The 13,176-nt window shown below is 67.3% G+C and carries 15 protein-coding genes; 5 read left to right on the plus strand and 10 right to left on the minus strand.

Annotated elements, in window-relative coordinates:
• Positions 1–9: 9 nt before the first annotated feature.
• Together AC5Y39_RS11780 and AC5Y39_RS11785 are read left to right on the plus strand one after the other, a co-directional pair.
• Positions 10–528, plus strand: coding sequence for a DUF1697 domain-containing protein (locus AC5Y39_RS11780; RefSeq protein ID WP_500018683.1), 519 nt, complete (start codon positions 10–12; stop codon positions 526–528).
• 12 nt (positions 529–540) lie between these two features.
• Positions 541–1,380: a class I SAM-dependent methyltransferase gene (locus AC5Y39_RS11785; protein ID WP_500018681.1), complete on the plus strand. Its 840-nt coding sequence runs from the start codon at positions 541–543 to the stop codon at positions 1,378–1,380.
• Here the strand turns inward: AC5Y39_RS11785 and AC5Y39_RS11790 are convergent.
• Positions 1,377–1,751: an Rv1152 family transcriptional regulator gene (locus AC5Y39_RS11790; protein WP_499914370.1), complete on the minus strand. Its 375-nt coding sequence runs from the start codon at positions 1,749–1,751 to the stop codon at positions 1,377–1,379. The genes AC5Y39_RS11785 and AC5Y39_RS11790 overlap by 4 nt on opposite strands.
• A 39-nt stretch (positions 1,752–1,790) precedes the next feature.
• Here AC5Y39_RS11790 and AC5Y39_RS11795 point away from each other — a divergent pair, with 39 nt between their 5' ends.
• Positions 1,791–2,504 (plus strand): NAD-dependent deacylase, encoded by a 714-nt coding sequence (locus tag AC5Y39_RS11795; protein ID WP_500018679.1) that lies wholly within the window; start codon positions 1,791–1,793, stop codon positions 2,502–2,504.
• Positions 2,505–2,508: 4 nt separating this feature from the next.
• Here the strand turns inward: AC5Y39_RS11795 and AC5Y39_RS11800 are convergent, their stop codons facing one another.
• The 3 genes from AC5Y39_RS11800 to AC5Y39_RS11810 are packed head-to-tail and all read right to left on the minus strand — an operon-like array spanning position 2,509 to position 6,086.
• Positions 2,509–3,150: a class I SAM-dependent methyltransferase gene (locus AC5Y39_RS11800; RefSeq protein WP_500018677.1), complete on the minus strand. Its 642-nt coding sequence runs from the start codon at positions 3,148–3,150 to the stop codon at positions 2,509–2,511.
• Positions 3,143–3,844: a TetR/AcrR family transcriptional regulator gene (locus AC5Y39_RS11805; RefSeq protein ID WP_500018675.1), complete on the minus strand. Its 702-nt coding sequence runs from the start codon at positions 3,842–3,844 to the stop codon at positions 3,143–3,145. Before AC5Y39_RS11805 ends, AC5Y39_RS11800 begins: the two co-directional genes overlap by 8 nt.
• Complete coding sequence (locus AC5Y39_RS11810) at positions 3,825–6,086, minus strand: MMPL family transporter (RefSeq protein ID WP_500018673.1); 2,262 nt, start codon at positions 6,084–6,086, stop codon at positions 3,825–3,827. The genes AC5Y39_RS11805 and AC5Y39_RS11810 overlap by 20 nt, the downstream gene beginning before the upstream one ends.
• A 164-nt stretch (positions 6,087–6,250) precedes the next feature.
• Between AC5Y39_RS11810 and AC5Y39_RS11815 the strand changes: the two genes are divergently transcribed.
• Positions 6,251–6,382: a hypothetical protein gene (locus tag AC5Y39_RS11815; RefSeq protein WP_499909694.1), complete on the plus strand. Its 132-nt coding sequence runs from the start codon at positions 6,251–6,253 to the stop codon at positions 6,380–6,382.
• Between the two features lie 64 nt (positions 6,383–6,446).
• Here the strand turns inward: AC5Y39_RS11815 and AC5Y39_RS11820 are convergent, their stop codons facing one another.
• Positions 6,447–7,448 (minus strand): NAD(P)H-dependent flavin oxidoreductase, encoded by a 1,002-nt coding sequence (locus tag AC5Y39_RS11820; protein ID WP_500018672.1) that lies wholly within the window; start codon positions 7,446–7,448, stop codon positions 6,447–6,449.
• 5 nt (positions 7,449–7,453) lie between these two features.
• Positions 7,454–8,227 carry a 3-hydroxyacyl-CoA dehydrogenase gene (locus tag AC5Y39_RS11825; RefSeq protein WP_500018670.1) on the minus strand — a complete coding sequence of 258 codons (774 nt, stop codon included), beginning with the start codon at positions 8,225–8,227 and terminating at the stop codon, positions 7,454–7,456.
• 79 nt (positions 8,228–8,306) lie between these two features.
• Here AC5Y39_RS11825 and AC5Y39_RS11830 point away from each other — a divergent pair, with 79 nt between their 5' ends.
• A complete protein-coding gene (locus AC5Y39_RS11830; protein ID WP_500018668.1) occupies positions 8,307–9,125 on the plus strand; it encodes an enoyl-CoA hydratase in 819 nt (272 codons plus the stop codon).
• On the opposite strand, the gene AC5Y39_RS11835 is transcribed toward AC5Y39_RS11830, so the two are convergent.
• From AC5Y39_RS11835 to AC5Y39_RS11850, 4 genes are read right to left on the minus strand one after another with little or no spacing between them, the layout of a single operon-like run.
• Positions 9,122–9,385, minus strand: a complete 264-nt coding sequence (locus tag AC5Y39_RS11835; RefSeq protein ID WP_500018666.1) for a hypothetical protein — start codon at positions 9,383–9,385, stop codon at positions 9,122–9,124. The two genes, AC5Y39_RS11830 and AC5Y39_RS11835, sit on opposite strands and share 4 nt — an antisense overlap.
• A 44-nt stretch (positions 9,386–9,429) precedes the next feature.
• Positions 9,430–11,205 (minus strand): N-acyl-D-amino-acid deacylase family protein, encoded by a 1,776-nt coding sequence (locus AC5Y39_RS11840; RefSeq protein WP_500018664.1) that lies wholly within the window; start codon positions 11,203–11,205, stop codon positions 9,430–9,432.
• A 7-nt stretch (positions 11,206–11,212) separates the two neighbouring features.
• Positions 11,213–11,950: a CPBP family intramembrane glutamic endopeptidase gene (locus AC5Y39_RS11845; RefSeq protein WP_500018662.1), complete on the minus strand. Its 738-nt coding sequence runs from the start codon at positions 11,948–11,950 to the stop codon at positions 11,213–11,215.
• Positions 11,947–13,095, minus strand: a complete 1,149-nt coding sequence (locus AC5Y39_RS11850) for an NAD(P)H-binding protein (RefSeq protein ID WP_500018660.1) — start codon at positions 13,093–13,095, stop codon at positions 11,947–11,949. Before AC5Y39_RS11850 ends, AC5Y39_RS11845 begins: the two co-directional genes overlap by 4 nt.
• Positions 13,096–13,176 lie beyond the last annotated feature (81 nt).

Below are 13,176 nucleotides of genomic sequence, written 5' to 3' on the forward strand. Positions count from 1 at the left end.
GATGACCCAATGACTCGCTACGCCGCGTTCTTGCGAGGCGTGAACGTCGGCGGGGTCAACCTCAAGATGGCCGACGTGGCCAAGGCACTCACCGACGCGGGCTTCGACAACGTGCAGACCATCTTGGCCAGCGGCAACGTCCTGCTGGAATCGAGAGCCGAGGCGACCACGGTGCGCACCAAAGCCGAGGCCGCGCTGCGCGAGACGTTCGGCTATGACGCGTGGGTTTTGGTCTATGACCTCGACACCCTGCAAAAGATTTCCGACAGCTATCCCTTCGAACGCGAGGTGGCCGACACCCACTCGTATGTCACGTTCGTCTCCGATCCCGACGTGCTCGACGAACTGGCAGCGCTGTCACCCGGCCCCGGCGAGCGGATCGAAAGCGGCAACGGCGTGATCTATTGGCAAGTGCCACGGTCGAAGACACTCGACAGCGCGATAGGCAAGACCATGGGCAAAAAGCGCTACAAGTCGTCGACCACCACCCGCAACCTGCGCACGCTCGAGAAGGTGCTGCGCCGGTAAACTGGCGCGACGATGAGCTCCCTGAACGGCCACCGTGCCGACGCGACCGCGCTGACCGGCGTCTCCGAGACGGCACTGATGACGTTGCGGGCGCGCGCAAACGAAGCCCGCAGGCCGGATCGGATCATCGACGACCCGATGGCGATCAAGCTGATGGACTCCATCGACTACGACTTCGCCAAGTTCGGCATGGGCCCGCGCCAAGACGTCGCGGTGCGCGCGCTGGCTTTCGACAACAACGCCCGGCGCTATCTCGCCGCACATCCGTCGGCCACTGTCGTCGCGCTCGCCGAAGGTCTGCAAACCAGCTTCTGGCGGCTCGACGCGTCTGGCATCGGTCACGAATTCCGTTGGCTCACTGTTGATTTGCCGCCGATGATCGAGTTGCGCCGACGGTTGCTGCCGCGCTCCGAGCGGATCACCGAACGCGCGCAGTCGGCACTGGACTTTTCCTGGATGGACGACGTGGACCCCGCGCCGGGCGTGTTCATCACCGCCGAGGGTCTGCTGATGTACCTGCAGCCCGACGAAGCGATGGGCCTGATCAACGAGTGCGCGCGCCGGTTCCCCGGTGGCCAGATGATGTTCGACCTGCCTCCGCACTCGGCTACCACGCTGATCCGGCGCGGCTTTCGCACCTCGCTGCGCTATCGGGTGCCCCCGATGCCGTTCAGCTTGTCGGTGGCGCAGATCGCCGAGTTGGTGAACACGGTGCCGGGAGTGCGGGCCGTGCACGACTTGCCTTTGCCCCGCGGGCGCGGACCCGTGTTCAACGTGCTGGTGTGGACGCTGCAGCGATTCCCGCTGTTCGATCCGTTCCGGCCGACGCTGACGCTTCTCGAGTTCGGCTAACCCTGCGACCGGAACGCTGTCTCCACGTAGCGCAGGGCCTCCTGTTCGCCGACGCCCAGCGCCCGCGCCGCGTCGACGAATGACCGCGCCGCCGCTGCCATCGCCGCCTCGCCGGGATCGGCGCCGCAGACGAAGGTGCCGTGCCTGCCGCGCGTCTCGACCAACCCGGCCAGCTCGAGTTCGCGGTAGGTCCGCGCCACGGTGTTGACCGCCAGCCCGAGCCGCCTCGCCAAGGCGCGCACCGTCGGCAGCCGGGTGCCCGCGGCCAGCCGGCCGTCCCGGATGCCGCCGATGATCTGGGTCCTCAGCTGATCGAACAGCGGTGTGCCCGCCGTGCTGTCCAGCCGGACCCAGTCGGCCAACTCGGACACCTGCTCAACATAGCGCGACCTGCCGCTACCGTGGATTCCGTGCGTGTAACGGTGCTCAGCGGCGCCGGGATGTCGGCCGAAAGCGGTGTTGCGACGTTCCGCGACGCCCAGACCGGCCTGTGGGAGACCTTCGACCCTGAAGAGCTCGCCAGCCCGGCCGCGTGGCTGCGACAGCCCGACGTGGTGTGGGCGTGGTACTTGTGGCGCTACCACCTCGTGCGATCCGTCGAGCCCAACCCCGGCCACTACGCGGTGGCCGACTGGCAGCGTCACGCCGACGTGCACGTCGTCACCCAGAACATCGACAACCTGCACGAGCGTGCGGGCAGCCGCCAGGTCGCCCACCTGCACGGCAGTCTGTTCGAGTTCCGCTGCTCGGAGTGCGGCAAGGAGTATCGCGGCGATCTGCCTCAGATGACCGAACCCGTCGGCGCCCTGGACCCACCGCTGTGCGACTGCGGCGGCCGGATCCGTCCTGGCGTGGTGTGGTTCGGCGAGCCACTGCCCGACGAGCCGTGGCAGCAGGCCGTCGACGCCGTTGCTGCCGCCGACGTGGTGATCGTGGTGGGCACATCCGGGATCGTCTACCCGGCAGCGGGTTTGCCGTCGGCTGCACTGGCCCAGGGCATCCCCGTCATTGAAGTCAACCCCGACACCACGCCGCTGTCGGACTTCGCGACCGTCACGGTCCGCGATACCGCCGCGCGTGCGCTTCCGACGTTGCTCGACCGCATCGTGGAGCTGGTCGGCTGAGCACCTACGCGGGCCGCACCGCCCGGCCCAGCGCGTGCTCGGACACCGGCACCGGAACCCATCCCGGAAGCGTCCACTCGCGCCGGGCCGTCTGAGGCACGAAGCCCGCGGCGGCAATCGCCCGCTCGGTGTCGCGGTGCGTGTGGCAGTTGCCGGCGAGCCGCGGCCAGATCGTCGCGTCGGCCAGCCGCTGCATCCGCCCGCGGACACCGCCGCTGGCCACATGTTCCAGATAGCGCAGCTCGCCACCGGGCCGCAGCATCGAAAACAGTTGCCGCAGTACGGCTTCGGGATCTTCGACCGAACACAGCACCAGCGAGCACACCACGGCGTCGAACGGCGCGCCCGACGTCAAGTCTTCGATCGCGCAATCCACGACGGTGATCGGCACCGGTGCCGTGTGGGCGCTTCGGCGGGCGATCGCGTTGAGCCGCGGCTCGGGCTCCACGGCGATCACCTCCTCGACCGTGGTCGGGTAGTGCACGAAATTGGAGCCGGTGCCGGCACCCACTTCCAGCACCCGGCCGGTGAGCCCGGCGAGGTTTCGCCGACGCAGCTCGCGCAGTTTCGGCGGCTCATGGCGCGACAGCACCGTCCAGATCCGGGCGAACAACGGGTTGTCGACGCGGGTGGCTTCGTCAGTCATGTTCTGCCTCTTTGATTTTCATGATCGCGTTGATGGCGTCCTGCGGGCTGGCGTCGTAGCCGATTATCCCGCTGACGATCTGTCCGCAGCACACCGCACGCAGCACCCGGTCGGTGAACTGCTCGACGTCACCCCACGGCAGATACGGTTTGGAGATCAGCAGCGCCGCGACGCCGTGCGCGGCGGTCCACATCTCCAGCGCTGTCGTCGTCGCGTCGTCCTGGACGTAGGTGCCCTGGTCCATCAGCGCCTGCACGGTCGCGCGCATGTGCGTGAACGCCGAGCTGTTGAGGGTGAGGTCGACGTCGCTGCCGGGGCGTCCCTCGCTCATCGTGGCGATCCGGTACAACTCCGGCGTCTGCAACGCGAACCGCACATAGGCCTGACCCTGGGCGCGCAGCACGTCCATCGTGGTGGTCTGGCCCACCGCGGCGCGCTGCATCTCTTCGTCGAGCTTCTCGAAATACCGTGCGCACACCGCGTCGAGCAGTGCGTCCTTGTCCTTGAAGTGCAGGTAGATCGACGGTGGCGTGACGCCGACGCGCTGGGCCACAGAACGGATCGAAACCGCTTTGGCCTGACCGGTTTTCAGCAGCAGCTCGGTGGCAGCGTCGAGTATCTCCTCGCGCAACTGGTCACCGAAGCCGCGCGGAGCTCGCCGCCTGCGGTCGGAACTAGGCGCGGGACTGGACACGCGGTTCCGTCTCCCTCGTCGCGGGTGCGGGCGCTTCGCTGATCCCGAACCGCGCGTGCAGGCGCGCCAGCGGCTTAGGCGCCCACCAGTTCGCCCGGCCCAGCACATGCATGAACGCCGGGACCAACAGCATCCGCACCAGCGTCGCATCGACCAGTACGGCCAACGTGAGACCCACGCCGAACATCCGCATGAACGCCACCTGCGCTGCGATCAGCGCGGCGAACGAAATCGACATCAACAGCGCCGCGGCGGTGACCACGCGGCCGGTGCGGGCGAGACCGAGTGCGACGCTCTCGTCGTTCGCGGCGCGCGTCTGCGGCGATTGCAGCCAGAACTCTCGGATCCGCGAGATCAGGAACACCTCGTAGTCCATCGACAGCCCGAACGCGATGCAGAACAGCAGCACCGGCATGTTGGCGACGAGCGTGCCGGTGGGTGTGGTGCCGAACGCGCCGAGGTGGCCCTCCTGGAAGATCCACACCAGTGCACCGAACGCGGCGGTCAGCGACAACACGTTGAGCAGCAAGGCTTTCAGCGGTAGAACCACACTGCCGGTGAGCATGAACAGCAGCACGAACGTGATGACCGCGATCACGGCGAGCACCGCTGGGATGCGAGACGTGACCGCATGGCTGCTGTCCCGGTTGATCTGCGCGGTACCGGTCAGCAGCACGTCGCGGCCGCCGGGGCCGGTGACGGCGTGCAGCCGGTCGAGCTGCGTTTCCGAGGCCGCGGTGAACAGCGGCGCGGTACTACCGATCGTGATGAACGCGCTGTTGTCCTTCATCCCGGTGGCGGCGGACGGCGGCCCGGCGGGCGCACCACGCACGAAGGTGCCGACCGGTGTGGAGACCGACGAGACGTCCGGCACCGTCGACAATTCGGCGGCGTAGCGGCCGAGCTCTTGTGGGCTGACCCCCGACATGTCGGAGATCACTGCGGTCACGTTCGTGGCACTGTCCACCGCGAAGTCGCTGCGCAGGCTGTCGCCGATCTGGCGCGCCGACGCCGACTGCGGCAGCACGCGATCGTCGGGGAAGCCCCATTTGGCGCCCAGGAACGGCGCACCGAGCGCGAGCAGCAGCGCGATGATCGCGACGCCTACCGGAATGGCATGGCGCATAACGAATTTCGTCGAGCGGTACCAGAACGTCTGCTGCACCGGCTTCGCGACGGGTTCCGGCCGCCCCAGGATCCGGCGGCCGAGCTTGCGCACGTCCAGCGAGTCCAGCCGCTCGCCGAGCAGCGCGATAGCCGCCGGCGTCACCACAATCGCGGCCGCCGCGGCGAACGCCACCACCGCGACGCCGGCGTACGCGAACGACTTCAGGAAGTACATCGGGAACAACACCATCGCGACCATCGACAGCGCGACCGTCATCGCCGAGAACAGCACAGTGCGTCCGGCGGTGGCCATCGTCCGGATCAGCGCCTCGTCGCGCGGACGGCCGTCGGCGAGCTCGTCGCGGTAGCGGTTGATGATCAGCAGGGTGTAGTCGATGGCCAGCGCGAGTCCCATCGCGACGGTCAGGTTCAGCGCGAAGATCGAAACGTCGGTGGCGAACGTGATCGCGTGAAGAACGGCCATCGAGCCGAGGATCGCGAAGCCGCCGACCGCCAACGGCAGCGCGGCCGCGAGCAGTCCGCCGAACACCCACACCAGCACCAGGAAGCTGAGCGGGATCGCGATCGATTCCATCAGCAGCAGGTCTTTTTCGCTCTGACCGTTGATCTGCACGTAGATCATGGCTTCGCCGCCAGCCTTGACGGTCACGCCGTCGCGGTCATGGGCCACTTGGGCGGCCAAGGCCTTGGCACGCTGCTGGGCTTGGCTTTCGGTGCCGGAGATGCCGGCGACGATCAACCCGGTGTTGCCATCCTTGCTGATCAAGGCGGGCGCCGCGGCAGGACCCGACGTCCACGCCGAGGTCACCTGCGCGACGAACGGCGACTCCTGCAGCTGGCGTGCGATGTCGAGGCCGGCCGCGCGCGCCTGCGGGCTTTGGGCACCCGCCGGGGAGGTGACGCTGACGACCAGTTCCATGTCGCCTTGGCCGAAGGTGCGTGACAGCATGGTCGCGGCCTGCGCCGACTCCGACGTGGGGTCCTGGAAACCTCCGGCCGACAGGCTCTTCGTGACGGGAATGCCGAACACCGCGGCGCCGACCATGACCAGGAGTGCGAGGGCGATGACGCGCCGCGGCGCGGCGATGGCCAATCGAGCGATTCCGGCGAGCACGCTACATCCTTCCGCCCAGCACCTACGTACCGGCGGTAACTTATCAGCGATAACTGATGGCGGTCAACGGCAAACCGGCCGACCCTACCCGTCGGTAAGAATTGCCACTGTTTTCCGAAACGTGACTCAAAGTCTTCTTAGAGGTGACCCATACGCTCACTGGCATGTGGATCGATGACACCAGCGCCGACGTCATCAAGGTTGACTTCGACGCCCTCTACCACGGAGATCTCTTGGTAGAAGGCGACACCTCGGAGCAACTCGACGACTGGCACCCGCTGGCACCCGCCGTCTGACCGAAGGCCGGCGCCAAAGTTTGCTCGGCGCCGGCCTTACTGTCAGCTCAAACTTCCTAGCCGGCTATGCCGGAACCCTCTCGTCTTCATCCGATCCGATCATCCCGGCCAGTCGCCCGCTGATCAGTTCTTTCGCCTCGGCCACAATCCGTGACACCAGCTCGCCGACGGTCGGGATGTCGTTGATCAGCCCCATCGCCGTGCCCACCGACCAGATGCCCGCATCGAGGTCGCCGTTCTCGAACACCTTGACCCCGCGTACGCCGGCGACCAGATCCTTGACGTCCTCGAACTGTCCGCCATTGTCGAGGATCCGCACGACCTCGCGCGACACCGCGTTGCTGGCCACCCGCGCAGTATTGCGCAGCGGCCGAAAGATCAGCTCGGTGTCGAGCTCACTGCCGGCGACGATCGCTTCCTTGACGTTCTGATGGATCGCCGATTCCACCGTGCACATGAACCGCGAGCCCATGTTGATGCCGTCGGCGCCGAGCGCCAGCGCGGCCACCAGGCCGCGGCCGTCGGCGAAACCACCGGACGCGATCATCGGAATCTCGATCTTGTCGGCGGCCGCGGGAATGAGCACCAGCCCTGGAATGTCGTCCTCGCCGGGGTGCCCCGCGCACTCGAACCCGTCGATGCTGATGCCGTCCACGCCCAGGCTCTGCGCCTTCACCGCGTGCCGCACCGACGTGCACTTGTGCAGCACCTTGATCCCGTTGTCGTGGAACATCGGCAGGTGCGGCGCCGGGTTGGAGCCCGCGGTCTCGACGATCTTGATGCCCGAGTCGACGATCACCTTGCGGTACTCGTCGTACGGCGGCGGATTGATCGTCGGCAGAATCGTCAGGTTGACCCCGAACGGCTTGTCGGTCAGGTCGCGGCAGCGGGCGATCTCGTTGGCCAGATCCGCCGGCGTGGGCTGCGTCAACGCGGTGATGAAGCCCAGTGCACCCGAATTCGCCACGGCGGCAACGAGTTCCGCGCGACCAACCCACTGCATGCCGCCCTGGACGATGGGGTGCTCGACCCCGAATGCCTCGGTGAACTTGGTCTTGATCGTCATCGTTGCTACCTCGGCGCCATCCGGATCGCACCGTCGAGGCGAATCACCTCACCATTGAGCATCGGGTTCTTGACGATGTGCACGGCCAACGCGGCGTACTCGGAGGGATCGCCCAGGCGGGCCGGGTGGGGAACCTGCGCACCCAGCGACTTCTGCGCCTCCTCGGGCAGCGAGCCCAGCAGCGGCGTCTTGAACAGACCCGGCGCGATCGTGCACACCCGGATCAACTCGCGGGCCAGATCACGCGCGATCGGCACGGTCATTCCGACCACGCCGCCCTTCGACGCCGAGTAGGCGGCCTGGCCGATCTGCCCTTCGAACGCCGCGACGGAGGCGGTGTTGACGATCACGCCGCGCTCCGGGCTGTCCGGCGGACCGATGGGCTCGGTCTTCGCGATGCGCTCGGCGGCGAGGCGCAGCACGTTGAAGGTGCCGATGAGGTTGACGTGGACGGTCTTGGTGAACACGTCCAACGGAAACGGGCCGTTCTTGCTCAGCGTCTTGACCGCGCTGCCGATGCCCGCGCAGTTCACGTTGATCCGCACCGGGCCCAGCGACTCGGCGAGGTCGAGCGCCTTGGTCACCGCCGCCTCGTCGGTGACGTCGGCGGGTGCGAATCGAGCACGGTCGCCCAGTTCCTTGGCCACCTCTTCGCCCTTGCTGGTCGGCAGGTCGAGGATCACCACCTGGGCACCCTCGTCGAGCAGCGCCTTGGCCGTCGCGAGCCCGAGGCCTGACGCACCGCCGGTGACGAGTGCTACGGCGTCTTTGATCTCCACTGATCGGTTTCCTTTCCTGGGTCGCTGACCGAACCGACCCACTGGTTGGTCGAACTTAACAGAGCCATAAGGTGTAGCCATGACGACCCTCGATTCCAGCACCGAGGCCTATCGAGCTGTCAACGGCCTCGCGCTCGAGCTCGCCGGTGGCGTGCTGTCGATCACGATGAACCGTCCAGAAAGCCTGAACTCGCTCACCGAGGCGATGCTGTCCGGCATCGCCGACTGGGTGGAACAGGCGGGTGACGACGACCGGGTGCTGGTGGTGCGCCTCGGCGGAGCCGGCCGCGGGTTCAGTTCCGGGGCGGGCATCAGCGAGGAAGATCAAAAGGGCGGTGGCGCAAGCTCTCCCACGAAAATCATCGACGAAGCGAACCGCGCGGTGCGGGCCATCACCAGGTTGCCGAAGCCGGCTGTCGCGGTGGTGCACGGCCCGGCGGCCGGCGTCGCGACCTCGTTGGCGTTCGGCTGCGACATCGTATTGGCTTCGGAGAACGCGTTTTTCATGCTCGCGTTCACCAAGATCGGTTTGATGCCCGACGGTGGCTCGTCTGCGTTGGTGGCCGCGGCGGCCGGCCGGCTACGGGCGATGCGCATGGCACTACTGGCTGAACGGATCTCCGCGCCCGAGGCGTTGGACTGGGGTCTGGTCACCGCCGTCTATCCCGCCGACGAATTCGACGCCGAGGTGGACAAGGTCGTCACGACCCTGGTCAACGGGCCTGCGGTGGCGTTCCGCAAGACCAAAGAGGCCATCAACGCCGCGACACTGACCGAGCTCGAAGCGGCGTTCGAACGCGAGAAGCAAGGTCAGTCGGTGTTGATCACGTCGCACGACTTCATCGAGGGCACAACCGCATTCCAGCAGCGGCGCTCCCCCGCGTTCAAGGACCGCTAGGAGCCGTCGACGTCCGAGTGCGGCGTCGGGCTCTGCGACGATTCCCACTTGGCCGCCAGCGACCGCTTGACCGTCGTGCCGGATGTCAGGTCCACCTGGAACGTCTCACCGTCGTCGCCTTCCAGCGTGACGACGTACCCGCCGTCGTTGACGTCCTTGAACACCACCTTGTACGGATGCTCACCCTTGCCGAGGTCGAGCGCGATGATGTCGCCTGGCGCGACGTCGTCGATTCGGTCGTGACCGGAAACCTCAGACATGACGCCGACGGTAGCCGATCGCCTATCGCGATCTCGCGCTCGCCTCAGGTGAAGGCAGGCTCTCGGGCCCCCGCCGACAGGAATCGTCCCGACTTGGAGGTGGAGGCGTACCCGTCGCGGAACACGCCGCTGCGGTAGACCACCGCGCCGCCGACCCCCGTGGCCACTATGGCGGCGTCGTTGCGGTTGACCATCCGGCTCAGCCCGCCGTAGAACGGCACCTGCTCTTCGTAGTAGCCGTCGACGGAGTCGTCGAGCCCAGCCGGATCGATGACGACGAAATCCGCGCGGTCGCCCTCGCGCAGAGTGCCCGCGTCCAGTCCGAACCAGTCGGCGACCTCGGCGGTCAGCCGGTGCACCGCATGCTCGACCGTCATGAACGGCTTTCCGGCGTGCTGCGCGTCCAGCACACGCTTGAGCAGCCGCAGCGGAAAGTTGTAGAACGCCATGTTGCGCAGATGCGCACCGGCATCGGAGAACCCCATGTGCACGGTCGGCTCGACGGCCAGCTTGTCCAGCTGCGAAGGCCGGTGGTTGGCCACCACAGTCGTCCACCGCACGTTGCGCTCGCCGTTCTCGACGAGCACGTCCAAGAATGCATCCAGCGGATGCAAACCGCGTTCGTCGGCGATCTGCCCGAAGCTCTTGCCCACCAAGCCGACGTCAGGGCAGTCGACGATGACCGCATCGTGAAAGTCGCGATGCCACAACGTCGGTCCCAATTTGACCTTGTCGAATTCCCGACGGAAGCGGCGGCGGTATTCAGTGTCGGCCAGTAAGCTGTTGCGCTGCAACTGATCCCGCAGGTGCAACGCGGCAGTGCCCGCGCCGAACTCTTCGAACACCGGCAGATCGATGCCGTCGGAATAGAGCACGAACGGCACCGGCAGGTGCTGGAACCGGATGCTCGCGTCGAACAGCTTGTTGAGCAGCCGGGTCAGCGGTCCGAACACCCTCACCGCGCCCGGGTTCGACTTGGCGTCCGCCGATACCAATAGACTCATCCGAACGCCGTTGCGCCAGCGGAACATTCGGCTGCTGGAGGCGAAGAACAACAGCCCGGAAAGCGGATTCTCGACGTTGGGTGCGCTCTGCAGAAGGCGGTCACGCTTGCGCAACACCGCGATCAGCCGGCGGCGTTCACGCCAGGTCGCGAACGTCGACGGCAGCGCACGCGAGCGGTACCGGTCGCCGTCGAGCTTGTCGATCGGCGCATCCATTCCGGACATGCCCACAAGCCCGGCGTCCAGAGCCTCCTCGAGCAACTGAGCCATCTTGTCCAGCTCGGCATCGCTGGGCCTGACGTTGTCCGTGGTGGCGCGGCCCAGCCCGAGCACCGAGGTGCGCAGATCCGAATGACCAAGCATCGAGGCGACATTCGGCCCCAGCGGCAGATCGTCGAGCGCCCGCACGTACTCCGCGGGCGTCGACCACGTCTGCTTGGCGTTCAACGCATCGAGCACGTACTGGCGCGGCACCGCCTCCACGCGGCTGAACAAATCGGCCGCGTCGGCCGCGTCGGCGTAGACGGTTGACAGCGAGCAGTTGCCCAGCAGCACCGTGGTGACGCCGTGCCGCACGGACTCGCGCAAGCCGGGATCCAAAAGCACCTCGGCGTCGTAGTGGGTGTGCACGTCGATGAACCCCGGGACCACCCACTTGCCGGCCGCGTCGATCACCTCCGGGCAGCCGGTGTCGTCCAGCGGCTCGGCGGACACATCCGCGACGATGCCGTCGCGCACGCCGATGGTGCGAAGCGAAGGCGCGGCGCCGGTTCCGTCGAACCACAGGCCGTTGCGGACGATCACGTCGTAGGTCATGAATCGGTCACCGTCCTGCCGAAAGGCCGAAAATCGGCGGCAGCGCCAGCACCATCAGCACGCTCCACCAGAAGTGGATGAGGATGGGCGCCAGCACTCCGCCGGTCGCGCGGCGCGCAAGGGCGCACACCGTGCCGAGGATGACCGCGGCGAAGCCGAGCATCGGGTTGCCACTGGCCAGGGTCGCGGCGATGTACAGCAGCGTCGAGAAGACCACCGGATAGAACCGGCCCAACGCCGAGTACAGCGCCCCCCGGAAGAAGCATTCTTCGGCGATGCCGTTGATCAGTGTGAGCACCAGAACCAGCGGCAGCGAGCCGCGGTCGGCGAACTCGAGGACGCGGGTGATGTAGTCGTTGACCGCCGGGATCTCGCGCGCGCCCAAACCGCCGAGCAGAAACGCACCGCCCAACGCCAGTCCGACCACTGTGCCGGTGATGACCGGTCGCTGGTTGCGGCCGCGGAACTTGATGCAGCCGAGGTGCAGCGGCCGCGACAACAACGCGCCGGCGAACCACACCCCGGCGAGCAGGAACGTCGACCAATAGAACGAGTCGTCGCCGGCGGGTCGTTTCAGCGAGAACCCGAGCACCACGGCACCGATCACCAAGAACACCGCGACGACGATGCGCCGCCGAACGACCACCGCGGGCGGCTCGTGGTACGGAACCGCGACCGTGGTCGCGATCTCTTTGATTTCGCCCAGCAGTCCGGGCCGTGCGGTTTCCGGCGCCTGTTGCGTCATGCAGATTTTCCGTTCGGCGTGAGTTCGGCCAAAATGTCCAGCCCCGTGCGAAGCACTCCGGCCACGAGGCCGGGCACCAGGTTGACCAGTTCGAGCGCGGGCCGCGCGGCCGCCGGCGTCACCGCCCTGGCCAGCCGCTGCAGCGCGAGCACGTCGCCGCCGGCCCAGTCGGGATCGGTATCGGCCAGGTGATGCGGGTCGGCGAGCTCGTTGACGGGCCGGGGCGTGCGGGTGGCCACTGACGCGGCGATCGCGTCCGCGATCGGGGTCAGCCCACCCGGGGGGTCGGGCACCAGGTCGCTCAGCCGGTGGTCGGAGGCGGTCATCGGGTGGTCGAGCGACTCGACGAGGTCGGCGGCGAGACCACCGGGAACCGGCAGCGCGACCGCCGTCACCCGCGACACCAAAGCCGTGTCGATGCCGCGGACCGGCAGCCCGGCCCGCCAGGTGCCGGTCGCGCGGGCGTAGTCGAACAGAAGGTCGCGGTACGTCGTTGTCTCCGGCCCGCAGATGTCGTAGCCGCCCGCGGGCACGCGGTCGGAGTCGGCCACGGCGACAAGGTAGTACAGGACGTCGCGGATTGAGATCGGATCCATCGGATTGGCCGCCCACGGCAGCAGCGGAAAGAGCAGGAACCGGTCGCCGACGTACCGCAGCATCTCGAACGACGTCGACCCCGCCCCAATGATCATCGCCGCGCCGAGCCAGACCACCTCCGCACCGCCGTCGACCGACAGCGACGCCGCCACCTCGGCGCGACTGGCCAGGTGCTCGGAGAGGTCGTCGTCGTCGGGCACGAATCCGCCGAGGTAGACGATGCGCCGCACTCCGGCTTCTTTGGCAGCGGTCGCGAGGTTGGCCGCCGCACGGTTGTCGGCTTCGCGAAAGCCCGGCTGGCCGATGCCGTGCACCAGGTAGTAGACGACGTCGACGGGCCCGGCATCGGCGAACGCCGCCCGGGTCGCGTCGAGGTTTCCCGCGTCGAGGGCGACCGGCTGGATGTCGTCATACCAGCCGAAGCGCTTGAGCGAGGCCGGATTTCGGCTCGCTGCGACGACCTGGTGGCCGTCGCGCAGTAGCGCCGCGACGAGCCGCGATCCGACATATCCGGTGGCGCCGGTGACGAGAGCACGCACATTGGTCACCGTAGGCGATTACCCAATTTCGCCGGGCCGCGACACCGTCTTCCTAGGCTGTGGGGTAGTGCTGTGCTGAGTTGCCCACGG

It is taken from the genome of Mycobacterium sp. NGS39 (assembly GCF_059812765.1).

What these genes read in the sequence shown, in the direction of transcription:
- AC5Y39_RS11800 (WP_500018677.1), bottom strand. Translation starts at nt 3,150, where the DNA reads ATGACTGACGAAGCCACCCGCGTCGACAACCCGTTGTTCGCCCGGATC.
- AC5Y39_RS11830 (WP_500018668.1), top strand. Translation starts at nt 8,307, where the DNA reads ATGACGACCCTCGATTCCAGCACCGAGGCCTATCGAGCTGTCAACGGC.
- AC5Y39_RS11840 (WP_500018664.1), bottom strand. Translation starts at nt 11,205, where the DNA reads ATGACCTACGACGTGATCGTCCGCAACGGCCTGTGGTTCGACGGAACC.
- AC5Y39_RS11835 (WP_500018666.1), bottom strand. Translation starts at nt 9,385, where the DNA reads ATGTCTGAGGTTTCCGGTCACGACCGAATCGACGACGTCGCGCCAGGC.
- AC5Y39_RS11845 (WP_500018662.1), bottom strand. Translation starts at nt 11,950, where the DNA reads ATGACGCAACAGGCGCCGGAAACCGCACGGCCCGGACTGCTGGGCGAA.
- AC5Y39_RS11780 (WP_500018683.1), top strand. Translation starts at nt 10, where the DNA reads ATGACTCGCTACGCCGCGTTCTTGCGAGGCGTGAACGTCGGCGGGGTC.
- AC5Y39_RS11785 (WP_500018681.1), top strand. Translation starts at nt 541, where the DNA reads ATGAGCTCCCTGAACGGCCACCGTGCCGACGCGACCGCGCTGACCGGC.
- AC5Y39_RS11815 (WP_499909694.1), top strand. Translation starts at nt 6,251, where the DNA reads ATGTGGATCGATGACACCAGCGCCGACGTCATCAAGGTTGACTTCGAC.
- AC5Y39_RS11820 (WP_500018672.1), bottom strand. Translation starts at nt 7,448, where the DNA reads ATGACGATCAAGACCAAGTTCACCGAGGCATTCGGGGTCGAGCACCCC.